The following is a 26,667-nucleotide window of genomic DNA, read 5'->3' on the forward strand; positions in this document are numbered from 1 at the left end:
TTACACTAAATTGGCCAGAGGAGAAACTAGTTAAGGTATTTTCCAAACATAGTCCCTTGAATTATCTACCCTAATTTTCAGTTTTAGGGTGCAACCATTTAGTCACAAGTGGTCTATTTTTGATTAAGACTGGTGCCAGTAGCAGCAACGCTAGAAAGCCACAGGCAGGAAAGCCCCAGAAACCTGAGCTAACATCCATAATGCCACCAACAAATAGACTGCCCACCGGGGTTGTCCCTTGATTAAGTAGAACGTAAACGCTCATAATCCGGCCGCGTAATTCATTTGGAATTGAGAATTGGAACGAAGCATTAGATTGATTTAAGAAAATCATATTACAAAAGCCGATTAATACCATCATCAGCATTGCCATCCAATACGTGTGTACGAAGATCATTGCGGCCTGCAAAGCGGCCGTACCAACGCCGACGTACAAGTAGATGTTACGTTGCAGGCCAAAGCGGGAAAGGTAACTCATTAAAAATGCGGCAATTAACGAACCAATTCCGGTTGCCGATAGTAGATTGGCGTAAGTTTGTGCACCGGAATGGAGTACCGTCTTCGCAAAAATGGGAATGATGACGTTATTATTATAGTTCAGTGTACAAACAACCAACATCAACTCCGCACTTAGTCGGACCGCACTATGACGCCAAACATAAGATAATCCGTCTTTGACATCACTCCAAATGCGTTCGTGGGAGTGTGAAGCAACGACATTCTTTTGTTGAATTAAAAATAAACCAAATAAAACGGCAACGTAACTGATCGTGTCAACTAAGAAGCAAAAACTAACACTGAATTGAACCATGAGCAGACCCGCCAACGATGGTCCGGCAATTTTTGCCAGGTTAAAGATGGTTGAGTTTAGCAAAATACCGTTCATTAGGTTTTTCTGGCCCACTAATTCAACCACAAATGACTGTCGGGTTGGGGTATCAAAACTTTGTAGAATTCCGTAGCCTAACGCGATCAATAAAATTTCCCAGTATTGAACAATTTTAAGGTAAACCAAGGTAGTCATGATGGCACCTAAAATTAGAAAACCAAATTGAGTGACGAGCAAAATTGTACGTTTGGGGAAACGGTCGATTAAAGTTCCCGCTACTAGCGTTAGCGCCAGAATGGGGATGAACTGAAAGGCTGATAGAAGACCAACCTTGAAGGCAGATTTGGTCATTTGGTAGACTAGCCAGGTCTGCGCGGTCCGTTGTACCCAAGTTCCCATAACGGAGATACACTGACCAATCCAGAAGTAACGAAAATTTTTCTCACTTAATGATGAAAAGGTACTGCGTAAAAAATTCATAGCCAGACGTCCTTCAAAAAATTTTTCGAAAAAATATAACTTTACCTACTTTAGACTTTATTTATCGGTTGTCAATTGAGGTAAACAGTGAAATTATTGCTACTATTTTAAACTGGAAATTTCAAAAAACAATTCTAAAATACTTCTAATTGGCGGCCCAGATGTCCATTGCGTCACATGCTAATAATAGTTAGTATAATAACTATGGAAGATTTATTAACAAATTCGTGTTTAAAAATCACTTTTAATAGTGTGTATCTGACTAATTCAGTGTGAACGTGGCAAGCACAGGAACCTGGGCGCTTTTCCAAACATTTTTTAAGGGAGGCTTGATCTATGGGGCTTTTAATCTCGTCGTTTGTCATTTTGGTGGCAGTGGCCGCCAGTAATATTATTGCTAAATATATTCCTGGTATTTCGCGAACCTACATTAACCTTGCTGTTGGCGTACTAGTGGGCTTAATGCCAATGACTAATCACTTGGTTTTAGGGTTTAATGATAATGTCTTCATGATTTTAATTTTAGCACCGCTATTATTTTTTGAAGGACAAACGACACCATTGTTAACAGTGCGTAAAAAAGTTAAAAGTATTGTGGGAACGGCGGTTATTTTGGCTGTCCTGTCGGCAGTTTTAGTGGCAATCGTCATTCATAAAACGTTTAATCTAATTATTCCGGTGGCGTTAATTATTGTGGCCATTAGTACACCAACTGATGCGACGGCCTTTGATTCGGTGGTTGAAGGACGTAAAATATCACAACCATTAAAGAATAATTTGAAAATGGAATCTTTATTTAATGACGCTACTGGTATTATTCTACTTCAAGCAGCAACTTTATGGTTAAGTACCGGTCATTTATCCTTGTGGGGCAATGTGACTGCCTTTTTGGTTTCGGCAATTGGGGGAATTGTTGTTGGTTCAATTTTGGCCTTTGCGTTTATGGCCTTTCGCCAATATTTTGTTCGTTCAACCAATAATGTTATTTCGTCACAAACCTTAATTTATATTTTAACGCCGTTTTGTATTTATTTTTTGGCCGAAAAATTAGGTGTTTCGGGCATCATTGCCGTTGTTTCGGCCGGATTGGTCCATAATAGCGAGGCCAATCGTAGTCGTTTTTCCTCGCCGCGGCAAATGCATTTAGGGCTTCAAATGATTAATTTTGCGAATGAAGTACTAAATAGCTTTGTTTTTGTGGTCCTGGGAATCAGTTTGGAGCGAATCTTTTTCAGTCGCTATAATATAATGATCAGTTCGTTAAAGTGGCTTGCAGTAGGGATTGTCGTCTATGTTTTGTTACTGGGCTGTCGTTATGTTTACGCGCGTTTCTTTATTGGTGATAAACGGCGTCTAACTGCGAGTCTGTTTGCGCTTGGTGGTGTTCATGGGACCGTTACCTTGGCGATGACTTTTTCGATTGGTGGCGACATTGCACGTTCAACTTTTCATTTCATTATTATTGTGGAAACTGTTGTTATTATTTTAAGCATGTTAGTGCCAACAATTGTCTTTAAATTTGTTTTACCAATTGATGCGGACGAGCAGAATCGTGCTGATCAATTGCAAAGGTTACGTCACGAAATGGTTATTGTTGGTATCAATCAAGTAAAATCAATGACGTTGACGGCAGAGGTCAGTGCTAGTGTCATTTATGACCTGCGCGATCAAACACAGAAAAACACGCTTAAATCCTTTTATCGACAATGGCGTGCGGTAACCTCGAATAAGGCAATGTTAACCGGATTACAAAGCGTTGAAGAACGCCGTGCTTTGATGCATGCTTTTGATGCTGAACGGCAATATTTGTACACTTTAGCAAAAAGGCACATGGTTAGTTCAGATTATGTTTATGAAATTTACAGTGAAATATTACTGTCTGAATCGTTAGTACTTGATCCCAAAAACCAAATGATTTGATTCTTTTCAAGCATAGTTGAGTTTAAAAGGTAGCAAGCTGGGAGTGGGACAAAAGTCTATTTTGAATTGGCTGTAGTTAGGCACGTGGACCCAGGCTTTTGGCGCACGTTCTAGAGTAATAATCCCCAATTGCGGAGTAGAATCTGGACGCTTTTTCAAATATGCTAGATTTAAACGTAAGAAAGGTCCACTGCGTATCAGGCAATTAAGTCTGATACGCAGTGGACCTTTCAATTATAATCGTGACTATTTTTATAATTAGGCGTTTTGTTTAGTTTCTACCCAATTCTTTAACAGGTAGATGTTGAGTAGTGAGAAGACGATTGTTATTAAGAAAAGTATCCCACTAAAACTCAGTAGGCCAGGATTAATGGTTGCATTATATTGGCCCGTGAAGAGCGGGGTAACAAATTTCCCTAGCAAATTGCCCATCGTAGATAAAATCTTCAAAAGAAGAATCCCAACTACAACGTATAACACGAAATAAATAAATTTGGAGCGCATTTCTGGTAACCAAGTGCTAATGGTTACCCCCAACAAATGAACTAAACTAATGAACGCCCAACCGTATAAAGTCAGTGCCAGAATGGTCGTTAGACTAGTAGCGGTATAAGGCAAAATTTGCTGGAAAGAAGCGTGGATATCTGATAAAGCACCGATACTGCAGATCCCGCCGATTATCAGTTCCAGCACTAGAAAGTAAATGAAGCTGAGTAACGTTGAACCCAGATTAGCTAAGTATAATTTGGTGTCGGTGATGGGTAATAACCGCGCTGAACTGCTGGTCCAAACGTGTTCGATTCGGCGTGCCAATAATATAAATAAAATTAGACCAGCAAGAAAACCATAAGAAAGCGTTAATCCAATTGGGTCTATCCGATCAAAAGTGTGCTTCCATAGCATGTTGATCAAAGTGATCACTAATGCCAGTAGCTGCAAGCCAACAATGGCGTGTACACTATTACTCTTTTTGCGAAATAAGTTTGTCGTTAATGCCAATATTTTAGTCATCATTCTCGCCTCCAGTATAAAGATTTTCGTAATAGTCCTCGATACTTTCGCCGTATTTTTCACGAATTGTGTCAGCCTGTTCTTGAGCAACGACGTGCTTATCCTTGACAATAACCACTGCGTCCAATAAATTAGCGATATCGTTAACGTGATGATCGCTGATGAGAATTGTGGCCGTTTCTGATTTCCATTTTAGAATACTGGCAATAATCTTTTTGCGGCTCATGACGTCAATCCCATCAAATGGTTCATCCAACAAATAAAGGGGGACTTGACGTGCCAAAGTTAATGCAACGATAAATTTGTTGCGGTTACCCTTAGATAATTTACTGAGGCGCTGGTGCAAATCAAGTTCAAGAAAATCTGCCAATTGTTGAAATTGCGTAGCCGAAAAATCAGGGTAAAGTAGCGTGTAGTCATGAACAATTTGTGCCAAACGAGCTCGCCGATCGCTACCGTCTAATTGATGACTAAAGCTGATTTGTTGCTTCCGATTAACGACACTGGTTTGTTGATTAACGCTGATTTCGCCATGGAAACCTTTGGCAACACCACTAATCAAACGCATTAACGTTGTTTTGCCGGCACCATTTGCGCCCAATAAACCAACAATGCTGCCTGCCGGTATAGTACAGGTGAGATCGTCAAGAATGCTAACTAAATTTAATTTGTAAGTTAGATTTTTAATTTGTAGAACTTCAGTCATGTTGTACTTCCTTTCGTTGGTCAATGTAGTTTTTTAAATATTGCACCATTTCTGCAGGAGTGATTTTGAGGGCAAGCATTTTATCATATAATTCACTAAATTGTTCCGTAACTATGCGTTTTTTTAGCGCTTGCAGTAGTTGGGTATCGCTAGTCACAAAATTACCCTTACCACGTTGGGTGATAATGATCCCTTCCGTCGTTAACTCACTCAGTGCTCGTTGGATTGTGTTGACGTTAACCGTTAACGTTACCGCCAATTGCCGAATTGCTGGCAGCTTCTGCCCGGCCTTGAGATGTCCTAGAATAATTTCTTGATAAACGTACTGTTTGATTTGGTAATAAATCGGTACCTTATCGTTGAATTTCATGTGGCCCTCCTTAATAGTGTATTAGCTTTCTATTACACTATAGAATGCTTTAATAAATTTGGCAAGAAATATTTTTTGCTAGTTATTGTATGAAGCAATAGCTAGCAAATGATAAGTTTATCAAGTGCGTAAAAGCGGCGGGGCGGGTAAGTAATTAGTTTTGATAATGGCGAACTTTAGGCGGAATATAAGTGGTCATGAAGGCTAAAATCTCAGTTAATGAATCAGAAAACAGGAGCTTTTCCCGGTCAATCTGGGTGAGAAAATCGGCGTGCACCATTTCGTCAAACATAGTTTTCAATGGATTATAGTAGCCATTAATATTGTAAAGGACGCAGGGATTATCGTTATTGCCAATTCTTGCCCACGAGAATGCTTCTACAATTTCTTCCAAAGTTCCAGGGCCACCTGGTAAAGCAATACAGCCATCCGCCATCGTTAACATTTCCTGTTTCCGAATGGACATATTGGCCACAACTTCTAGATCAGAGAGTTCACTGAAGGCGGCACCCCGATCGACTAATTCCTGAGGCATAACGCCGTGTACTTTACCACCATTATGTAGGACTTCGCTTGCCAGTGTACCCATTAAACCGACGCCGCCACCGCCATAAACTAATTCAAGGTTTTCATGTACTAGCCAGCGACCTAATTTGCGAGCGGCATCCTGATAAATTTTATTATTACCAGAGGAGGCACCACAGTAAACGGCAATTTTTTTCATTTTAAAACCAACTTTCATTTCTAATTTGATTAAGGCGTGTTGAAAAAAAGAGGTTTAAGCTTGTGAATAAACATGGGAAGTTGAGTAATTTTTTAAACACTCTCCTAGTGGCGTGTAGCGACCATATTTAAAACTATTAGCTAGTTTTCAGAACGCCAAAGCCTAACTTGAACAAGCCAGAACAGATTAGATTCCATACGCCAGCGCCGGAATGAAACCTAACTAAATCTGAGCAAGTGCAATTCAGTGGCCAAGCAGCATAAACATTATTTTTAATAGCTATGATGCACTAGGATTGTCTACCTATAGTGAAATAACAGGCTATATCTGGCTGATTTTTAGGTTATATCTAAACTAACGCTTTAATTTTACAGCAATAAATTTCAGAAAGAAGAATAGAATTTAAATTAAGAACTATTTTTTGAATATCGTCCGAATTATTTTAGCGATAGTTTATACTTGTCCTACAAAACTAATAGAAACTAAGGGGCTTAATATGACTTTACAAGAACATCAACAATGGTTGGTTACTTTTTATAAGCAGCGTAATTGGTACCAGTATTCACCGTTTATTCGGTTGAATTTTCTAACTGAAGAAGTTGGGGAACTTTCCCGGGCGATTCGGGCGTTAGAAATTGGCCGCGATCATCCTGGGGAGAAACCGGGATCGGATGCCCAAAAACGCGCAAATCTCCAAGAGGAATTAGCAGATATTTTAGATCAAGTGTTGATCATTAGTGCAAAATACGATATTGTTCCAGAAAATTTGTTAACTGCTAGTGAAACCAAATTAGGGCAACGATTCAAAAATAGTTAATGGTCGATTATTTTTGGTGGGGTTATTTAAATTGGTGTTAAAGTTAGGAATGCATTAACTAGTAAAGGTATTTTCCAAATACAAGCTGGCTAATTAGTACAAGCTACCATTTATAACTAATTCGGCGGATATTAAATGAAATTTGGCGGAGTTTCTAAGTAGTGGCATTGGTAGTTGAAACTTAAATGATTGCCGCTTAAAATAGAGGGATCAGTAAAAACGGAAAGTGAGCGAAATATGCAACTAACAGCAGCGACCCTTTTGAAAACAAAATTTGGTTATGATCATTTTCGCCGCGGGCAAAAGACAGCAATTGATAAGGTACTTGCTGGTGAAAATAGCTTAGCGTTAATGCCAACTGGTGGTGGTAAATCACTGTGCTACCAAATACCGGCCTTATTGCTGCCGGGCATCACTTTAGTAATCTCGCCACTGATTTCGCTAATGAAGGACCAAGTGGATGCCTTACACGAAAATGATATTCCAGCGACTTTTATTAATAGTACTTTGGATTATGCCGAAATTAATGAGCATTTGCGGTTGGCTGCTAGTGGTGAGGTCAAGCTGCTCTACTTAGCACCAGAACGGTTAGATTCAAGTTCTTTTTTGGCCGAGCTTGGTCAACTTAATATTTCATTAATTGCAGTTGATGAGGCCCACTGTATTTCGCAGTGGGGCCACGATTTTCGCCCTAGTTACTTAAACTTAACGACTAGTTTGGCGCAACTACCAAGTCAGCCACCGATTATAGCCTTGACGGCCACCGCCACCATCCAAGTCGCAGACGATATTTGTCGGCGTTTAGAAATTCCGACCGAAAATGTTATTCGAACTGGTTTTGCTCGGGATAATCTGGCCTTCCAGGTGATTAAGAATCAAGACCGTGATCGTTTTTTATTAGACTATTTGAAGTTGAATCATGATCAGTCTGGAATTATTTATGCGAGTACCCGTAAAGAGGTGCAACGCTTGGTCCACTTACTACAACAGCGTAAAATTAAAGCAACGCAGTATCATGGAGGCTTATCAGAGCAAGAACGGCGCCGAAACCAAGAGGATTTTTTGTATGATCGCGTTCAGGTAATGGTGGCAACTAACGCTTTTGGCATGGGGATAGATAAAAGTAACGTCCGCTTTGTGATTCACGCTCAGGTACCAGGAAGTTTAGAGGCTTATTATCAAGAGGCTGGCCGGGCCGGGCGTGATGGCCTACCCAGTGAGGCAATTCTAATCTTTAGAGCGCAGGACACACAAATCCAGCATTTTTTCATTGATCAGTCAGAAATGGACGATGAACATAAACAAAAGGAGTACCGCAAGCTACAGGAAATGGCGCAGTACGCCAATACGCAGACCTGCTTACAACAGTTTATTTTACGTTATTTTGGGGATGAGCCTGGCGAGCCGTGCGGGCGTTGCAGCAATTGCCTGGATAAACGAGAAGAGCAAGATATCACTGTTGATACACAAAAGGTATTATCCTGTGTGATTCGAATGCACGAGCGTTTCGGTAAAGCAGTAATTGCGCAAGTTTTAACTGGTGCTAATACGTTGCGTGTTCGACAGCAGCATTTTCAAGAACTCTCTACTTATGGATTATTAAAACGGCAGTCACAGAAAAAAGTGATTGGGTTAATTGATTTTTTAACGGCGGCGGGTTTTCTGAGGGTTAGTGGTGGGAAATTTCCACTAGTTCAGGTGACAGCAGCGGGCGAGCAAGTGTTACGTGGAAAGCAGCAAGTGTTACGTAAGACAGCGGTAAAAGCACAGCAATCCTTACCCGAGGATGATGAGCTATTTCAGAAATTACGTCAGTTACGGCGCGAGTTAGCCGAAAAGCAACAAGTTCCCCCGTTCGTTATTTTTTCAGATAAGACACTTCATGCTCTAGCAGGTGAGCTACCAACTAATTTAACCGAAATGTTAGAAGTCAAGGGGATTGGTCAAAGCAAGCTAGACAAGTACGGGCAACAGTTTCTTGATGCGATTAATACTGCAACGACAACAAAAAAAGATTAGGGGGCAATTTTTGCGACCGTAATCTTGGAAGATACAAAAAGAGGTTGACGCTTTTGCGTCAACCTCCTGCTATTTCGGTTCTACAATATCTGTTGTTGGTAATAGATTTTCATCTATTACTGATGACAGATTTTTTATTTATGGCTAGAATAAAAAAGCGGACATTTCCTGTCCGTTCATCCAAGTCAACCACCACGAAGATTTTTCAGAAAGAAGGAAATGCCCTATGTGTCATGATACTACAAAATTATTATTAGGAATAGCTGACGAGAACCTAAAAATTACTGACGGTGAAACTGGAGAAGACGGGGTTATTCGCTTAACTGGCCACTTGGATTACACGCCGAAGGCTTGTCCCAAGTGCGGGATTATCAATGATCAAAAGATTATTAACTACGGCTGGCGCAATACCACTATCAGATTCTCGAAGGTTCTGAGCAACACCGTCATCTTAGCCTTAAAGCGCCGCTATTTCCACTGTAAAGAATGTCACGGCAACTTTCTTGCACAAACATTGGCAGTTCCGAAACACTGTACAATTTCAAACACCAGCCGCAAAGAATGCCTAGAGAAGCTCGGTGAACCGGTCTCTTTGAAGCACATTGCCAATGAAGTATCGGCATCAGATTCATTTGTGGGCCGCCAGTTAATGCGCGCTGAACGAGACTTTCAAACCAATTGGCACTATTTACCAGAGATCATCTTAATGGATGAGGTGAAGAGTACCAAGAGCGCTACTGGTGCCATGAGCTTTGAGTTCATGAATGGCGAAACCCATGAATTAATCGACTTACTCCCTTATCGAACCATCAATAAACTAGAGAAGTATTTTTACCGCTTCGATCAAGCTGCCCGAGAAAACGTCAAAATTATTGTGACTGATATGAATTATACCTACCCCAAGCTTGTGCAGACCGTGTTCCCCAATGCCATGGTGGTCATGGACAAGTTTCATATTATCAACGCCCTAAATCGGGCGTTTAACAAAACCAGAATCAAGGTGATGAAGAAGTTTACCCCGTCTTCTCGCGAATTTCACGCCCTTAAGCGCTACTGGAAGCTGTTGTTAGTACCAACTGAACAGCTTAACTTTGAACAATTCAAAAAGTGGACTAATTTTCCTTACTGGATGGCTGCCACCGATGTTGTCCATCAGCTGTTATCGTTGGATTCAGAACTAGAACAAACTTATCAAGTCTTAAACAGCGTCCGGTCAGCTGTCCAACATCAAGATTGGCATAACTACAATGCGGCATTTTGGAATAACAAAACGTATTCTGAAGAAATGAAGAACACGATTAAAACACTTGAAAGCCATCATGATGAGATTCGTAACACCTTTACCACACACTATTCAAATGGTCCTTTGGAAGGTTCTAATAATAAAATCAAGGCGATCAAACGAGCCAGTTTTGGCTATCGCAGCTTCTGGAGGTTTAGAACTCGAGTACTATACGTTTTCAAAATCAAAACAAAAAGAGCCCTAATCACGAAGTGATTAGAACTCGAAATATGGATTCACCAACAACAGTTGACGAAGAGCCGCTATTTCCGAGCATTACTCTAGAATTGTGTGCCAAAAAGTCTGGGTTTTCCTGCCTAGTCTAATAATCGTACTATAGTTACTGGACTAGCTTACGTTATGTAGTAAACCCGAAACGGACTTTTGTCCCACTCCCAAGTAATTAATGATTTTAATTAAAAATAAGCGTAATCTTCGTAGTCTTGACCATCGACAACTTCGAAATGACTGGGATCAATTCCGGTCTCTTTAGCAATAACTGCTGTAAAATCAGCCTTACTAATGTGACTCCAGAAACGGTAATCAGTGTCACCGTAAGCCATCCAGTCACCTAATTTAGTGACACGTGGAAAGGCTTTAAGATCTGGTCGTGGGATATCAATAAAATGGAGAACAAAGTCAGAAGCATCATCATTGAATGCTGGTCTGAGTTGAAAATAGTTGCGTACTGCCATGGTCGTTTCCCTCTTTCTAATCGTGGCGGAAATACGAAAGTAACCTTAAACACTGTATTAAGTATACCGTAAAATGAGAATTTAACAAGTAATTAGCATCCTAGATAACGTAATTAAGCTATACCACTTCACTTAAAGATGGCTTGTACCGCAGTTAGTGGCATATTTTATAAAGAATTTATAATGATTGGTTGGTGATGATTAACTAGACCAGTTAGTGGCTAAAGTCAATGTAGCTTTAAGCAATTAAGTGGGCCTTTTTAGAAAAGATTTAAAGCTAAGGTTTCATTTAACCATTCAATCGCCAAATCAACCCAGTGTGCGACGTGTGGTTGATTAGCATCGGCCTTCCAGGCTGTTTGTTGATTAGCAAGTGCTAGGCCGTGGGGACCGTGATGGAAAAAATGGGCCTCTACGGGAATTTTTTGTTGATAAAGTGCAGTCAAATAACGCAGACTATTGCTAACGGGTACCATTGGGTCATCCATCGTGTGCCAGATAAAGGTCGGTGGATTAGCGTTAGTGACTGCCTCATCTGCCGCAAACTTTGCCGGTTGATCAGTTATTTTGGTCAATTGTTCCTGACTGGCCGGGAAACCAGCATCTAAACGGATAACTGGATAACTAAGAATGGCCGCCGTTAATTTGAGTTGTTCTGGGTGGACATTGAGTGCTTGCGTTAACCATTTTGATTGCCAATAATCAGCGTAAAGGCTGACAATATGGCCACCTACTGAGAAACCAGCCGCAATAATCTGTGTAGGATTGATCCGAAACTCGCTAGCGTGCTGGCGTAAAGTCAAAACTGCAGCTCCTAAATCAATAATTGGTTGAGGTAATAGTGGTTTTGGTGCGGTATCTTTTATAAAGTGATATCGTAAATAAAAGACTTGTAGGCCATGGGCAGCAAATGCCAGCGCCATGGTTTCTGCTTGTGCCTCAGGAATATGAGTATATGAACCACCAGGAACAATTATCAAAGCTGGGTACGCCGTTTGGGTTATTTTTGGATCTAGCTCACGCACATACCCTTGTAAGTACGCGCTGGCCACTCGTTCACTTATCTGGGGTAAGGGTAAAGTTAGAGTTTTCATAAGATCATCTCCCACAAATAAGTTTATAATGATTAAATTGATTTTACAGCACAAAATAATGAATTTAAACTAAAAATAAGAAAGAGGTTAGCAGGTTGGCACGTTTAGAAACGCAACGATTGATTCTTCGCTCGTTCGCAGAGAATGATTTGGGTGATTTACATCATTTTGCGCAGAATCCCAAACTAGGTAAAATGGCTGGTTGGCAGCCGCATAGTGGGCTTGGTGAAAGTCAGGCAATTTTAACGTTATTCATTCGTAGTGACGAGGTTTTTGCACTTGAATTAAAGGAAACACATCACGTAATCGGTAGTATCGGTCTACACCGCAGAGCGCCATCAGGATCAACGCCTGAGGACAGCGAGCGTGAGTTAGGTTTTGTTTTGGATGAGGACTATTGGGGGCAGGGCCTAATGCCGGAAGCCATCATGGGTATACTGGCCTTTGGGTTTAATCATTTACACTTAATGACAATTTGGGTGGGCCATTTTGCAAGTAATCGCCAGTCAAAACGTGTAATCGAAAAAACAGGATTCCATTTTGAATATGAATTAGAACGCCCAAAGTTATTTGCGGATGATGCACCAGTAACGGAATGTTATTATAAATTAACGGTGACTGATTACCGGGCGCAACAGGCCAAATTAGAGAATTCTTAGTTTTGAAGTAATTCTAATGGGGCTTTGATGAAAACAGTATGAAAATCTCTATCCTATAATGATTATCCATTAAAGACGTCGTTGGTTATGGTATAATAAATTTGATTATGGATAGGGGGAACTATGATGGATGAGCAAAAAGAGCGTGAAAATGCAATGAAAAAGGCTTACGCTGAACGCTTAACCGCGATTGAAGCTGATGCTGATTTAACGATACTTGAAAAACAAGATAGAATTGAAGCACAACCGAAGAAAATTACGCCATATATTGTTTACACGAATCTAAATCGGGAACGATTTAATGAACGAAGCTGTTCGGTATTTGTGTATACCCCGTACGCAAATGTTGATAAGTACGGCCATTCCAAAACAGACTATCAAAGTGAGCTACTTTTTGAATACAGTGCGTGGGACAACGAGATTCACATGACCGTTCTGGAGACACTTGGTTCCGAGAGCCAACTTGCTTTTTATGATTTTCAAAATCATGGGATGGCACAATTAGCAATTATTAATTTACTTAAAATTGCACGCAAAATAAACGTTACTGAAATTGAGGGTAATGTCAGTTCCTTTGATGGTGAGGGTTTAAAAAAGGTTATTTACCTATTGAGTAAGTTTGGTTTTACGTTTGATATTCAAGATAAAAAGCAAGGCCTAGCCAGTTTTAAGTTGAAACTCGAATAGGCAGTTGGCTTGGCAGTTAGTTTAGATTGCAGTACAATTGAGAAACACCCTTGGCAGGAGGAACGTGTTGTAATGGGTCTAGCAACCTTTTACAAGCGTTCTTTTTTGATATGTTGGCAAAGTTGATGATGAATATGCTATGATAACTTTGAGTGGCAATCTAGGGAGTGTCCGAAAAAGCGTTCAGATGCGATTTCTTAATTATGGGGAAAATTCGAACGCCCTTTTAGGACACACTCTAATTTTGTAGAAAAAAGGTGTATCAGTCATGCAATTGACGCGAGGCTTCGAACAGGCGGCTTGTATTATTACATTATTAGCAACGCAAGACCCAGACTTTCCGATCTCATCAGAAGTTATTCATCATCGGTTAAACGGCTCCCAAACGTATTTACGTAAAATTATGCGCAAATTAGTGGTAGCAGGGTTAGTGAAGTCGGTTTCAGGGAATAATGGTGGTTTTACAATTGCTCGGCCTGCCAAGAATATTAGTCTTTATGACGTTGTCCAAGCGACTGAAGGGGATATTCATACTTATCCTGATTCAGGCCTAATTGATATTGTTTTTAAAGATTTTCAACCAGTCGCAAGGCAGGGAACATCGGTGGTTAATTCAGTTTTTAGCCGTGCGGATTCGCTGTGGGAAGATTCATTAAAAAAACAGAGTGTTTACCAACTGATTAGCGAGACTTTAGGTGAATCTGAAATTCCGTTGATTAATTGGAATGAGACTGATGAAAAGCGTGAACTATTGATTCAACGATTACTGCATAATCTTCATTAAAATCCAAATTAAAGCTGGAGTGTGACAAAAGTCAGTTTTTGGGTTTACTGCGTAACGTAAGCTAATCCAATAACCGTACTATGGTTATTGGATTAGCTGTAGTCGTGTTTGAAAAAACAGATTCCTGTGGTTGCCATGTTTCAACTTGGCGGTTTTTGCCGTAGTTGAATGGACAACGGATGAAGCATCTAGATTATTAGCGTTTTGTGCTAATAATCCTCAATTGCGGAATAGTAGCTACAACAGCCAAATCACCTTTTTCAAAGGTAATTCGGCTGTTGTAGGCCGCGACTCGGACTTTGTTTTATCCTAGTCCGATCGACAACGTCAGTAATCCTCAGAATCTAATCGTTTTTTCAAACACTTCCATTAGGTACGTAAACCCAGACTTTTGGCGCGCGTTCTAGAGCAATGTTCGGAAATAAAGGGGCTAGGGACTTTTATCCCAGCCTCTTTTTTAGACGAATCTTTGTCAGGTAGAGGAAGATTCGGCATGAAACTGCGCTTAAAAGGACTCCCAAATTAAATGCTGCACACATGTGGTGTAATTTTATAGTTTGTGAAAAGAAACCAAGCATATAAAGAGTGATTTAGCAAGATTGAAATTGAATTCACAAAATAAATTGCACAAGCTTTTTGCGGTTAGATATGCTATGATAAAAAACGGTTTTTGGTACACATTAGCGTTAGATACGTTTGATAAAACTTGGATCAAAACATAATAGACCTTAAAGAACCGAGGAGGAGACTTTTTGACAGAAAAACGATATGGTGCGGATATTATTTTAGAAAGCCTAATTAATCATGATGTTAAGTACGTATTTGGGATTCCAGGGGCTAAGATCGACCGTTTATTTGATCGCTTAAGTCATAGTAAAAACCCGAAAACGCCACAATTAATCGTTACCCGGCACGAACAGGATGCTGCTTTTATGGCCGCAGGAATTGGCCGGATTACCGGTAAACCTGGCGTGGTCGCGACAACATCTGGACCTGGGGTAAGTAATTTGGCCACAGGGTTGGTAACAGCAACTGCCGAAGGTGATCCAGTATTAGCTATTTCGGGGCAAGTTCAGCGGACTGATTTACTGCGCTTGACGCATCAAAGCATGGCTAATGCAGCTATGATGGCACCAATTACTAAATATAGTGCTGAAGTTCAGGAACCAGAGAATGTTTCTGAGGTTTTAGCCAATGCCTATCGCGAGGCAACTTCGGCTAAGCAAGGCGCTAGTTTTATTAGTGTGCCCCAAGATGTGGTTGATTCTGAGGTTAAAAGCCCAGCAATCATGCCACTACAGGACCCAAAATTAGGTCCCGCCAGTCCGGCTAATATCACCGTTTTGGCTCGGGAAATCAAAGAAGCACAATTACCGGTTTTATTAGTCGGCATGCGTGCTTCTTCGGAAGAAGTGACCCAGGCAATTCGGAATATTTTAGAAGTTTCTGATTTACCAGTTGTTGAAACCTTCCAGGCAGCAGGAATTATTTCGCATGATTTAGAGAAGAATTTCTTCGGTCGGGTAGGATTATTCCGTAATCAACCAGGCGATATGTTGTTGAAACACAGTGATTTAGTCATTGCGGTGGGCTATGATCCAATTGAGTATGAACCACGAAATTGGAATGCCGAAAGCGATGCCCGAATTATTGTCATTGATGATATGAAGGCACAAATCGACCATAATTATCAGCCTGAACAGGAGCTTGTTGGTGATATTGCCCAGACATTAGAATTCTTGTTACCTTATTTAAAGGGGCTCAAGATTAAAGAAACTTCGCAACATTATTTGGAACAATTACACACAAAATTAGAACAGCGTGACTTACCACCAGTTATGCCACCAGAAACAAAATTGGTCCATCCTTTAGCAGTTATTTCGGCCTTACAGAAACGGGTCGATGATTCAATGACGGTCGCGGTTGACGTGGGAAGCCATTATATTTGGATGGCCCGGCATTTTCGTAGTTATGAACCACGTCATTTGTTGTTCAGTAACGGAATGCAGACACTTGGGGTGGCCTTACCGTGGGCGATTTCTGCTGCATTATTGCGGCCAAATACCCAGATTATTTCAGTTTCCGGTGATGGTGGTTTCTTATTTTCTGGTGAAGAATTGGAAACGGCTGTGCGACTTAATTTAAATATTGTTCAGCTGATTTGGGATGATGGCCATTATGATATGGTTAAATTCCAAGAAGAAATGAAGTACGGCGAGTCCGCCGGGGTTGATTTTGGCGCGGTTGATTTTGTGAAATACGCTGAAAGCTTTGGTGCAACTGGTTTGCGGGTTAACCAATCCGGGGACTTGAACCAGGTTTTGGATCAGGCATTTGCAACGCAAGGCCCGGTGATTGTTGATATTCCAATTGATTACAGTGATAATAAGAATTTAGGTGAGACAATTTTACCTGATCAGTTCTATTAAGATTTAAGCAAAGGAGCAAGAAAATGGCAGTAACAGATAAATCAGTATTGTACCAACATGGCACGTTGAGTTTGTTAGTTCCCGGTCTGTTTGAAGGAACAATGACTATCGGTGAATTGCTGCAACACGGGAATTCCGGTATTGGAACCGTCCAAGATTTTAATGGTGAAATGGTTATTTTGGACGGCCACGCCTATCAAGTTGTTGAAACAGGTGAGGTGCACGAACTGACGGCCGAACAATCAGTTCCTTTTGCAACGGTGCACTTTGACGACCCTAAAGTAACGACCCACGAGACTAAGTTGACCAAGGCTGATGTTGAGCAAAAATTACTAACGGATTATCCTTACAAGAACGTTTTTTATGCGGTTAAAATCCGAGGAATATTCAGTCACATGTTGACCCGCGTTGTTCAAAAACAGGAAAAGCCGTACCCCAACCTAACTGAGTCAACAAAAACGCAGCCAAAATTCAAGCAAGAAAATGTTGAGGGAACGTTAATCGGTTATTACGCACCAGAATTATTTCAAGGTGTTGCAGTTGCTGGTTACCACGTCCATTTTTTGAGCAATGATCATTCCATTGGCGGGCACGTGCTTGATTACACTCTGGCCGAAGGGGACGTTTCGATTCAGCCATTTGCGTCATTGCAGCAACACTTCCCGTTAGAAGATCCGGCTTTTTTGAAGGAAGATTTTAATTACGCCGGAATGAGTACGTCAATTAACAAGGCAGAAAAATAAATGAGCTTGTTTCTAGCATAGAAGTTAGCTATAATAAAACAATATAAGATTGAGGTTGCGGAGATCAAAAGTCACAAACTGGAAGCGAAAAGCGCTGGTGAAGGTTTGTAAAAGGGTGATCCGCCGAAGTCATGGCTTGCTTTTTCAAGTTGTGGTTGGGACTTGGCTTAAAAGGCTAAGAACTGTCGTAACAATAGTTACGGAGCGCTATCGACTGACTGTGAAGACTAATCGTCTTTTTTGCCGTTGTAGTAGCTTGGGCAAAAAGGACGTTTTTTATTTGTTCTAAAGTGTGGGCAAGAATGAATGACGCAACAGGAGAAAGCGACCTCTAAAAATTTAAAGTCTAGCCAGTGATGCTTGACCAGTAGTTTAAAGGGTACTGGTTTTAGCGCACTTAGGTTAGGCAGAGGAGGATTTTTTAGATGGCGCAGGAGAATAATGGTGGGGTTAAGCGTGAGTTAAAGACGCGACACCTATCGATGATTGCTTTAGGCGGTAGTATTGGGACTGGGCTTTTTGTTGCCTCAGGATCAGCTATTTCTACCGCCGGGCCAGGTGGAGCCTTAGTTGCCTATATTGGCATTGGGCTAATGGTTTACTTTTTAATGACGAGTTTAGGTGAGATGGCAACCTACATTCCAGTTTCCGGTTCGTTTGCCACTTATGCTGGGCGCTTTGTTGATCCAGCTTTGGGTTTTGCGATGGGGTGGAATTATTGGTTTAACTGGGCGATTACTTTGGCTGTTGATGTTTCTACCACTGGGATTGTGATGCATTTTTGGTTACCACACGTTCCTGGTTGGATTTTTAGCGCCTTCTTTCTGGCAGTAATTTTTGTGATTAATGCGCTATCTGTACGAACCTTTGGTGAAACCGAGTATTGGTTGTCGATTATTAAAGTTGTCACGGTGATTGTGTTTCTGATTGTTGGCTTCTTAACTATCTTTGGTATTATGGGTGGTAATGGGCCAGCAATTGGGCTGAAAAACTTCTCAATCGGTAAGGCGCCTTTTGTTGGCGGAATTCCTAGTATTCTCAGCGTCTTCGTTGTAGCTGGGTTTTCTTTCCAAGGAACGGAATTAATTGGGATTACTGCTGGTGAGTCAGAAACACCAGAGACAAGTATTCCTAAGGCAATTAAGCAGGTATTTTGGCGAATCCTATTATTCTATATTTTAGCTATTTTTGTAATCGCCGCTATTTTGCCTTATACAAGTAAGGATTTATTAGGTTCGAGTGCTAGTGATGTTGCGATCAGTCCCTTTACACTAGTTTTCCAGCGGGTTGGGCTAGCATCCGCCGCCAGTGTAATCAATGCAGTTATCTTAACGTCAGTTATTTCGGCCGCAAATTCAGGGATGTACGCGTCCACGCGGATGTTATGGGCAATGTCAAAACAACACATTGCGCCAAAAGCATTCGGGCGAGTTAATAGTCATGGTGTTCCAATTCCGGCTTTGTTGTTAACAACAGTTGTTGGGCTATTTACCTTTATGACCGGTATCTGGGGACCGCGGATCTATATGTTCCTTGTGTCGGCTTCTGGTTTAACTGGCTTTATTGCCTGGTTAGGGATCGCAATCTCGCATTATCGTTTCCGTAAGGCCTTTATTGCTCAAGGTCATTCGTTGGGCGAGTTAAAATATCATGCCAAACTATTTCCATTTGGTCCAATTTTGGCAATGGTGTTAGGTGTTTTAGTTATTGTTGGCCAGGATTTAAACGCTGTAAAAACGTTAGATTGGCAAGCACTTGGTATTAGTTACATGAGTGTGCCCTTATTTATAATTTTATATGGTTATTATAAAATTCGGCATAAAACGCACGTTATTCCGCTAGAAAAGGTTGATTTAAGTAAAATACGGGATGATTAAATAAAAGAACGAAACAATCTAAGATTAGTTCTGAGGTTAATCGATTTTCATCGATTAACCTCAGAACTTTTTTTGTTTAGACTGAGAGTGAAGCTACGGTCGAGCATACTCCCTGGGACTTCGAATTCGTAATAAAAAAGACAGCCAGCACTTTCAACGCACAAATATGATTTAAGCTTAAAAATGGGAAAAAAGTCGGTTTTGGGTTCACTGCGTAACGTAAGCTAATTCAATAACCGCACTATGATTATTGAATTAGCCGTAGTTAGGCACGTAAATCCAGACTTTTGACGCACGTTCTAGAGCAATGTTCGGAAATAAATAGCGGCCAGGACAAAAGTCCTGGCCGCTTACTATTTGTACTGCTAAGTAAGTTTAGTAAGGTATGTGTGCTTGATTTTCATGTATAAACTATAAAAATCGCTGTCTTGTGCGTCTAAATTCCAGTGTACAATTTTTTTGTCATCCGGAAATTTAACCCCCAGATAATGTGAAACATCATCAACGGTTGTCACAATAAGATCTGCATCCTCAAAGCTGGCCTTATTGTCTAAAACTTGGACAATACTGATATCACGCAAAAAGACTGATACATCGCGGGTAAGCAAATCGTTGTTTTCCATAAGTAGTCGGACTTTAACAATCTGTTTTTTTTCAAATTGGCGTAGATAAGGGATCAGTAGGTAATAGAGGTAGTGCGCCAAACTCTTGTGGCAGCTATAGATAATTTTAAAGTCTGGGTTTGTTTTAATCGTTTGAAAATAATTTCTAATAATCTGGAATAGGTTAGATTGTTCGTATTCGGGATGCTCATGGGAATAAAAATCCATTAATTTTGGATGGTCTTCTTGTAAAACTTCTGCTGCCATGGCCAAGCGTAAGACATTGGTCGTCAATTGACGGTCATTTATAATCTTACTCTGTTTTTCAGGCACTGAATATTGAACTAGATAGGTCATAAAATTTTGAGTGAATTTCCAAACCGTATTGTTTTCAGTTGCGAAGTGTTTATAAAATTCTTGCGATTGATCGCTGAATTCTGGGGAAAATGAAATCGTGATGTATCGTGAAAAAAAGAAAAATTTATGTTCGTTTAACGACTGGTTTTTTGAAAGCCCAGGAATTACATCTTCAGCGAAAGATAATTTTTCAAAAGTAGCATTGTTGTGGGTTAGTAGATCGAAATCAGAACCATTATGGATTAAATAGCCATGTTCAACACGAGTACGGCAAATACCTAACATTAAAACTTCTTGTAATTCAACAATAATATCATTATTTTCCATGCCTATCCTTTGGTAATTGCGAAACATATCCTTAAATGAAAATTCATTAATTGGCCATTCAATACCATGAAAACCAATCCAATAGAAAGTAAACAGAAGTAGGCGAATATTGCGCTCATCACCGATAATTCTTAAATGGGTGTAAGAAAAGCGTAATGAATAACGATTCATAAATTTTTTAAGTGCTGCCGTCTTACGCAGTAAAGTTGATTTACTGACAAATTGTGTTTCACAAAAATTATCGATTGTTGGGTTTGCGTGTTGAACTAAATAATCAACAAATTGAAAAACCAATGAGTGCTTTAATAAAAATAAGCGATAACGATCAAGCGTAACATGAAAGGAATCTTGGGACATTAATTTATGGCGACCAACATTTTTATCAATGTTTTTATCCAGAACCCGCATATCCGTCAATAAATCCTGAAAAGCATTATAGGTCTGCTGATAAGATAGATTTAACGCGGTACTAATATCGTTTATAGTAAACGAATTGGCGTCGATGGTTTTTAGAACACGAAACATTAAAAATTTTTGGAGGTCCGTTTTTTCTAAAAACAGTTCTTCGAATAACATCCGTTTACCCCCCTATCTTTAACCTGTCTAATTTTACCCCGAATTATTCATACGAGGTTTAATATCGGCATACCGCACAATTTTGGACCAATTCTCGTGCTGCTATGGCGTAGTCAAACCAAGATGTACTGTTTTTGCTAAAGGCTACCAAATTATGGGGCTGGATAAATTTTTGATCCTCAATTTTGAGCATACTTGCCCCTTGGCCGAACCGACTTTTTTTGATTTTTTGCACCAGTTTAGCCCCACTGTAGCGCTTGGATTCGAGCTAACAGTTGATAAAACAAATCCTGATAGACGTGGTGGCGGCTTAATTTTAGATAAAGTTGCCGGCCGCTGGTCACCAGCTTACCCGCTACTTTAAACAGCCATAAGCGCAAGGTTGTAACCTGTAATCGCTGATGTTGTACAGGCAACAATTGGCGCATCAAGCTGACTAAATTATAAGCGAGGACACTGAGCATCATGCGGGCATAATTTGGTATAAATTGCGAGCTAGTCATTTTATCCAGGTAAAAGCCAGCCTTGGCTTCCTTGATATAGTTTTCCATTTGACCCCGTTGGTGATAGGCGTGAAATGCATCTTCGGCGACAAAACTCGTTAAATTGGACACGAGGTATTCATGTTGAAATAACAATTCACCAGCTGGTCGAGTTGATTTAATATAGATCTGGCGCGGCTTAGACCATGATCGGGCTTGATAAGACGCGCGATAATAATGGACCTCGGTCTCAGTCCAATTCTGCTCATCACTGATCTGAACAAAACGTTCAGCCAGTTGGTTCAGCCGCCGATTGGCTTTCAGGCGGATCAAGTAAAAAGTGTCGTTGGCTTCACAAGTTTCGTATAATTCTGGAGTCGCAAAGCCACTATCCCCGCGGACCAAGATATCAGCGTTCGGTTTGACTTGATGATAGTGCTGTAGTAGTGGTGTGATAAAGGGGGCAATATCCGTACTGGTATAAACATTACCTGGGCGCAATTGAGCCTTTAAACAGTGGCCCGTTTGCCCGTCAAAAGCGACCAGCGGATGGTAACCCGTGGTACCGTAATGCGCATTAAAGGCCGTTTTTTCCTGATGACCATGAGTATCGGCGTGAGTCGAGTCAATATCGAGGATCAGCTGTTGTTGCTTGGCGCCAGTCCACGCTTGGTCAAGCAATGCTTGATTCAACGTTTGTAATGAGGTGATGGTCTGCTCGTCACAGCGTTGCCAAAAACGGGATAATGACGGTTGTGAGGCCAATTGCGGTTGTGCCAATAGTAATTTAAATGTGGGGTCATTGCGCAAACTGGTGGCAGCTAGATCGGCCGGGTAACCGGCGATCAACTGCAGCACGACCTGTTCTAGTAGACTAACGTTGCTGTAACGAGCGTAATGGCGCTGGTCATCAAAATGGACTAATTGATACGCTAAGGTCGTGAAATTGAGTTGCGCCATTAATTCTTTGACCAACACTAGCCCAGCATCAGTGGAAAGTTCACCACCAGTGTGCGAAATATGTAATTTAGGATTGAAATTAACTCGTTTTCCCGGTAAAGTTGCCATGAGAAGGACCTCTTTCTTTGGGTGGATAGCTGACTTGTGGTGAATCAACTATACCAAATCGGAGGTTCTTTTTCTGCACTAAAAAGGTGAAAAATAAAAAACACAGTACCGCCCATGATACCGGGGTGACACTGTACTTGGAGAACTTATGGTGAATAATTCAGGTTTACTTTACTATTATGGCAAAGATTTGCAACAGCAACAATCTTTTGAAAGTCTGCTAAACCAACTGTTTTACTTAGATTGTTACCTGCTTTGCCGAAAAAAGGCCCGTCTAAATTTGGAAGAGATCCTTCAAAATTAAACGGGCAATAAGTTATTTAGTTGTGGTTACCAACAGCGTTTAATTGATTTAACCGTGGGAGAGTATCTAATTTTTGTTCAATGAGCGTTAGAACCTTTTTGCGTGCTAGCTCATCTTCAACAAAATCAAGACTATCACCATTAATTTGCATCTTCGGGCTTTCATGGTAGGATTCATACCAAGTGTTGTAACGCTGATTTAGTTCATGATAGTAATTGTAAAGGGTAGGATCTTGATCAATTTGTTCGTAAGGACGATTGCGTTTTTGTATCCGCGTTAACATAGTTTCGAAAGAAATGTTGATGTGAATAAGTAAGTCTGGTTTCTTCTTATAAGTTGTGTGCGGTAATTCTTGCATCATATTTTTCATCAGTGAATCGTAGACGCCAACCTCGGTTTCAGTAGCACGCCCTAGATCTGCGTTTAAGTGAAAAAGCAGTGAGTCTTCAAAAATAGAACGATCCATTACGCTTTCACTTTGTTGATCCGCCAATTTAAGCTGAGCAAGACGTTTATTTAGAAAGTAAATTTGCAGTAGAAATGCATATTTTTTAGGATCCTTATAAAAAAATGGTAAAACGGGGTTGTCATCGACAGATTCGTAAAATGCTTTAGTGTGGAGACGTTGTGCTAATAAGGTAGTGAGACTAGTTTTACCCGCTCCAATAGTACCTGCTAATACAATCATAATTGCTGAGCTCCTTAATTAATTGGTGGACTACCAAAATTTGAATACTATATATTGTACCATCAACTGTGATGATTGCAATATGTTGCTATTAGTTTTATATCTCAGCAAATTTAACGATGTAACTTGATTCAAATCAATTCCCTATGACAATTAAATGTGTAAAATGATAGTTAATAAAAGTGATTAAGCAAAATAGACTTTGAAGATTGAAAAGAAAAGAGTATAAGGTTTGTGCTGAGGGGATAAGTACTCTTGGTCAGTGAAGTTTGTGATGGCGTAAAGTAAACTTTGGAAATAAAGGAGGACAAAAATGTATTCAACTCATGACTACACAGCGTGTTTAAGTTTGGTACCAATTTTTGAAACATTACCACATGCTGATTTAAAAACAATTGCAACGGTGATTCGACCAACAAAACAACCACGTGGAACTATTCTATATCAGGCAACTGACTTGGCCGATACGCTTTACATTGTTGACTCCGGGCAAGTTAAGATCTACCAGTTGGCCGCAAATGGCCGCGAACAGTTACTACATTTACTAAATCCAGGAGATTTTGATGGTGAATATGCCTTGTTTAAGGAAAACCAGGCCCATCAGTCTTACGCAGAAACTTTAACTGAAGCGACCGTTTGTGAGATACGACGTCAAGATTTCCAAAAGCTACTATTAGATTACCCGTCAATTGCGTTACGTATTTTAAATGTACTGGCAAAGCGAATTCAACTTTTGGAACAACAAACAACACGTGTAACTACGGAAAGCATTGAAACTAGATTGGCACTTTATTTATTGGATATGGCGGATGCAGATAAAACGGATGAGTTTAAACTACCAATGAAGAAAAAGGAATTGGCCACTTATTTAGGGACAACGCCTGAAACGATATCACGAAAATTAACGGCTTTTGAAGAAGCAGGTTACATTAAGCAAATACCGCAGAGAATGATTCAGATTCGTAACCGGGATGGATTGTTATTTGTCTGATTCCAATGTTACTTTAAATGATGAATAAATGAATATTTAGCAATTATTATACTGGATTTAAAATGGAAATCCGAATCCTAGTTTTAAGTATAACTATAATTGTTCGTGCATAAGTTTTTTCCTGATTTATTTAGAAGATATGCTTGACCGTGGGACGTATTGTTGGTATAGTTATTTCTGTTGTTAAAGCAGTCACGAATCAATTCTGATTCATAGAAAAGTTCTTGACAACAAATTAGATTCTTGCTAAACTATAAAAGTTGTCGCGTTAAGCAAACTTGAATATTGATTGAATAAAAATTCAAATTATTACTTGACAAGCAACCGCTTAATCTGCTATACTGATTGAGTTGTCGCTGACAATGATTCAACGAAGTAGACCTTTGAAAACTGAACAAAGTTTCGACAAATCAAATGTGTAGGGTCTTTTTTAACCGTTCTTCGGACCGGTTGGAAGAAGCAAACATTTGCGAAGTCAATTCAATTTGAATTATAACTCGCTAGCAACAAAATCAATTGAGCAATCAATTTTCATTTTATATGAGAGCTTGATCCTGGCTCAGGACGAACGCTGGCGGCGTGCCTAATACATGCAAGTCGAACGCACAGATATTAACAGAAGCTGCTTGCAGTGGAAGTTAATTGATGTGAGTGGCGGACGGGTGAGTAACACGTGGGTAACCTACCCAAAAGTGGGGGATAACATTTGGAAACAGATGCTAATACCGCATAATTTAAGTGACCACATGGTCACTTAATGAAAGATGGTTTCGGCTATCACTTTTGGATGGACCCGCGGCGTATTAGCTAGTTGGTGGGATAACGGCCTACCAAGGCAATGATACGTAGCCGACCTGAGAGGGTAATCGGCCACATTGGGACTGAGACACGGCCCAAACTCCTACGGGAGGCAGCAGTAGGGAATCTTCCACAATGGACGAAAGTCTGATGGAGCAACGCCGCGTGAGTGAAGAAGGTTTTCGGATCGTAAAACTCTGTTGTTGGAGAAGAACAGGGACTAGAGTAACTGTTAGTCCTATGACGGTATCCAACCAGAAAGCCACGGCTAACTACGTGCCAGCAGCCGCGGTAATACGTAGGTGGCAAGCGTTGTCCGGATTTATTGGGCGTAAAGCGAGCGCAGGCGGTTTTTTAAGTCTGATGTGAAAGCCTTCGGCTTAACCGAAGAAGTGCATTAGAAACTGGGAAACTTGAGTGCAGAAGAGGAGAGTGGAACTCCATGTGTAGCGGTGAAATGCGTAGATATATGGAAGAACACCAGTGGCGAAGGCGGCTCTCTGGTCTGTAACTGACGCTGAGGCTCGAAAGTATGGGGAGCGAACAGGATTAGATACCCTGGTAGTCCATACCGTAAACGATGAATGCTAAGTGTTGGAGGGTTTCCGCCCTTCAGTGCTGCAGCTAACGCATTAAGCATTCCGCCTGGGGAGTACGACCGCAAGGTTGAAACTCAAAGGAATTGACGGGGGCCCGCACAAGCGGTGGAGCATGTGGTTTAATTCGAAGCTACGCGAAGAACCTTACCAGGTCTTGACATCCTTTGACCACTGTAGAGATACAGCTTTCCCTTCGGGGACAAAGTGACAGGTGGTGCATGGTTGTCGTCAGCTCGTGTCGTGAGATGTTGGGTTAAGTCCCGCAACGAGCGCAACCCTTATGACTAGTTGCCAGCATTAAGTTGGGCACTCTAGTGAGACTGCCGGTGACAAACCGGAGGAAGGTGGGGATGACGTCAAATCAGCATGCCCCTTATGACCTGGGCTACACACGTGCTACAATGGTTGGTACAACGAGTTGCGAACCCGCGAGGGTAAGCTAATCTCTTAAAGCCAATCTCAGTTCGGATTGTAGGCTGCAACTCGCCTACATGAAGTCGGAATCGCTAGTAATCGCGGATCAGCACGCCGCGGTGAATACGTTCCCGGGCCTTGTACACACCGCCCGTCACACCATGAGAGTTTGTAACACCCGAAGCCGGTGGGGTAACCTCTATGAGGAGCTAACCGTCTAAGGTGGGACAGATGATTGGGGTGAAGTCGTAACAAGGTAGCCGTAGGAGAACCTGCGGCTGGATCACCTCCTTTCTAAGGAAAATATTACGGAAACCTACACGATTTGTTGAAAC

21 protein-coding genes, 1 rRNA gene and 1 riboswitch are annotated in these 26,667 nt (G+C 40.9%); of the genes, 12 read left to right on the plus strand and 10 right to left on the minus strand.

All coding sequences use genetic code 11. The annotated features are described in order from the left end of the window. Positions 1-70: 70 nt before the first annotated feature. Positions 71-1,309 carry an MFS transporter gene (locus tag AYR53_RS06020; protein WP_068281147.1) on the minus strand — a complete coding sequence of 413 codons (1,239 nt, stop codon included), beginning with the start codon at positions 1,307-1,309 and terminating at the stop codon, positions 71-73. Between the two features lie 336 nt (positions 1,310-1,645). Between AYR53_RS06020 and AYR53_RS06025 the strand changes: the two genes are divergently transcribed. After that, on the plus strand, positions 1,646-3,229 hold the full coding sequence (locus AYR53_RS06025) for a cation:proton antiporter (RefSeq protein ID WP_068281146.1): 1,584 nt from the start codon (positions 1,646-1,648) through the stop codon (positions 3,227-3,229). Positions 3,230-3,487: 258 nt separating this feature from the next. Here AYR53_RS06025 and AYR53_RS06030 read toward each other — a convergent pair whose 3' ends face one another. The 4 genes from AYR53_RS06030 to AYR53_RS06045 form a co-directional block, all read right to left on the minus strand. After that, positions 3,488-4,243, minus strand: a complete 756-nt coding sequence (locus AYR53_RS06030; protein ID WP_238595652.1) for an ABC transporter permease — start codon at positions 4,241-4,243, stop codon at positions 3,488-3,490. After that, positions 4,233-4,946 carry an ABC transporter ATP-binding protein gene (locus AYR53_RS06035; RefSeq protein WP_068281142.1) on the minus strand — a complete coding sequence of 238 codons (714 nt, stop codon included), beginning with the start codon at positions 4,944-4,946 and terminating at the stop codon, positions 4,233-4,235. Before AYR53_RS06035 ends, AYR53_RS06030 begins: the two co-directional genes overlap by 11 nt. Next, positions 4,939-5,316 (minus strand): GntR family transcriptional regulator, encoded by a 378-nt coding sequence (locus tag AYR53_RS06040; RefSeq protein WP_068225503.1) that lies wholly within the window; start codon positions 5,314-5,316, stop codon positions 4,939-4,941. Before AYR53_RS06040 ends, AYR53_RS06035 begins: the two co-directional genes overlap by 8 nt. A gap of 154 nt (positions 5,317-5,470) precedes the next feature. Further along, positions 5,471-6,040 carry an LOG family protein gene (locus AYR53_RS06045; RefSeq protein WP_068281140.1) on the minus strand — a complete coding sequence of 190 codons (570 nt, stop codon included), beginning with the start codon at positions 6,038-6,040 and terminating at the stop codon, positions 5,471-5,473. Positions 6,041-6,536: 496 nt separating this feature from the next. On the opposite strand from AYR53_RS06045, the gene AYR53_RS06050 reads away from it, so the two are divergent. From AYR53_RS06050 to AYR53_RS06065, 3 genes are all read left to right on the plus strand, one after another. Beyond that, complete coding sequence (locus AYR53_RS06050; protein ID WP_068281137.1) at positions 6,537-6,857, plus strand: MazG nucleotide pyrophosphohydrolase domain-containing protein; 321 nt, start codon at positions 6,537-6,539, stop codon at positions 6,855-6,857. A gap of 237 nt (positions 6,858-7,094) precedes the next feature. Further along, positions 7,095-8,876, plus strand: a complete 1,782-nt coding sequence (recQ, locus tag AYR53_RS06055; RefSeq protein ID WP_068281136.1) for a DNA helicase RecQ — start codon at positions 7,095-7,097, stop codon at positions 8,874-8,876. 226 nt (positions 8,877-9,102) lie between these two features. Then, positions 9,103-10,374, plus strand: a complete 1,272-nt coding sequence (locus tag AYR53_RS06065; protein WP_068279055.1) for an ISL3 family transposase — start codon at positions 9,103-9,105, stop codon at positions 10,372-10,374. A 200-nt stretch (positions 10,375-10,574) separates the two neighbouring features. On the opposite strand, the gene AYR53_RS06070 is transcribed toward AYR53_RS06065, so the two are convergent. Continuing rightward, positions 10,575-10,853, minus strand: a complete 279-nt coding sequence (locus tag AYR53_RS06070) for a hypothetical protein (protein WP_068225499.1) — start codon at positions 10,851-10,853, stop codon at positions 10,575-10,577. Positions 10,854-11,113: 260 nt separating this feature from the next. Next, complete coding sequence (locus AYR53_RS06075; RefSeq protein ID WP_068281132.1) at positions 11,114-11,947, minus strand: lp_1002 family arylesterase; 834 nt, start codon at positions 11,945-11,947, stop codon at positions 11,114-11,116. 95 nt (positions 11,948-12,042) lie between these two features. Here AYR53_RS06075 and AYR53_RS06080 point away from each other — a divergent pair, with 95 nt between their 5' ends. The 6 genes from AYR53_RS06080 (at position 12,043) to AYR53_RS06105 (ending at position 19,126) form a co-directional block, all read left to right on the plus strand. After that, positions 12,043-12,606: a GNAT family N-acetyltransferase gene (locus tag AYR53_RS06080; RefSeq protein WP_068281130.1), complete on the plus strand. Its 564-nt coding sequence runs from the start codon at positions 12,043-12,045 to the stop codon at positions 12,604-12,606. Positions 12,607-12,729: 123 nt separating this feature from the next. Further along, positions 12,730-13,293 carry a hypothetical protein gene (locus tag AYR53_RS06085; RefSeq protein WP_238595653.1) on the plus strand — a complete coding sequence of 188 codons (564 nt, stop codon included), beginning with the start codon at positions 12,730-12,732 and terminating at the stop codon, positions 13,291-13,293. A gap of 268 nt (positions 13,294-13,561) precedes the next feature. Next, positions 13,562-14,077, plus strand: coding sequence for an Rrf2 family transcriptional regulator (locus tag AYR53_RS06090; protein WP_068281127.1), 516 nt, complete (start codon positions 13,562-13,564; stop codon positions 14,075-14,077). Positions 14,078-14,829: 752 nt separating this feature from the next. After that, a complete protein-coding gene (gene alsS, locus AYR53_RS06095) occupies positions 14,830-16,506 on the plus strand; it encodes an acetolactate synthase AlsS (protein ID WP_068281124.1) in 1,677 nt (558 codons plus the stop codon). 23 nt (positions 16,507-16,529) lie between these two features. After that, positions 16,530-17,249 (plus strand): acetolactate decarboxylase, encoded by a 720-nt coding sequence (budA, locus tag AYR53_RS06100; protein WP_068281122.1) that lies wholly within the window; start codon positions 16,530-16,532, stop codon positions 17,247-17,249. A 41-nt stretch (positions 17,250-17,290) separates the two neighbouring features. Beyond that, positions 17,291-17,467: riboswitch (Lysine riboswitch) on the plus strand. Positions 17,468-17,674: 207 nt separating this feature from the next. Next, positions 17,675-19,126: an amino acid permease gene (locus tag AYR53_RS06105; protein ID WP_068225492.1), complete on the plus strand. Its 1,452-nt coding sequence runs from the start codon at positions 17,675-17,677 to the stop codon at positions 19,124-19,126. A gap of 365 nt (positions 19,127-19,491) precedes the next feature. On the opposite strand, the gene AYR53_RS06110 is transcribed toward AYR53_RS06105, so the two are convergent. From AYR53_RS06110 to AYR53_RS06120, 3 genes are all read right to left on the minus strand, one after another. Beyond that, positions 19,492-20,988 carry a helix-turn-helix domain-containing protein gene (locus tag AYR53_RS06110; RefSeq protein ID WP_068281120.1) on the minus strand — a complete coding sequence of 499 codons (1,497 nt, stop codon included), beginning with the start codon at positions 20,986-20,988 and terminating at the stop codon, positions 19,492-19,494. 239 nt (positions 20,989-21,227) lie between these two features. Further along, the gene (locus tag AYR53_RS06115) at positions 21,228-22,538 is read right to left on the minus strand and encodes an IS1380 family transposase (protein WP_068279064.1); all 1,311 of its coding nucleotides are present in this window, start codon (positions 22,536-22,538) and stop codon (positions 21,228-21,230) included. A 320-nt stretch (positions 22,539-22,858) separates the two neighbouring features. Continuing rightward, complete coding sequence (locus tag AYR53_RS06120) at positions 22,859-23,530, minus strand: deoxynucleoside kinase (protein WP_068281118.1); 672 nt, start codon at positions 23,528-23,530, stop codon at positions 22,859-22,861. A 313-nt stretch (positions 23,531-23,843) separates the two neighbouring features. Between AYR53_RS06120 and AYR53_RS06125 the strand changes: the two genes are divergently transcribed. Beyond that, positions 23,844-24,521, plus strand: a complete 678-nt coding sequence (locus AYR53_RS06125; protein ID WP_068281116.1) for a Crp/Fnr family transcriptional regulator — start codon at positions 23,844-23,846, stop codon at positions 24,519-24,521. Positions 24,522-25,057: 536 nt separating this feature from the next. Further along, positions 25,058-26,626, plus strand: a 16S ribosomal RNA gene (locus AYR53_RS06130). Positions 26,627-26,667 lie beyond the last annotated feature (41 nt).

The organism is Loigolactobacillus backii (genome assembly GCF_001663675.1).
Classification (GTDB): Bacteria; Bacillota; Bacilli; order Lactobacillales; family Lactobacillaceae; genus Loigolactobacillus; species Loigolactobacillus backii.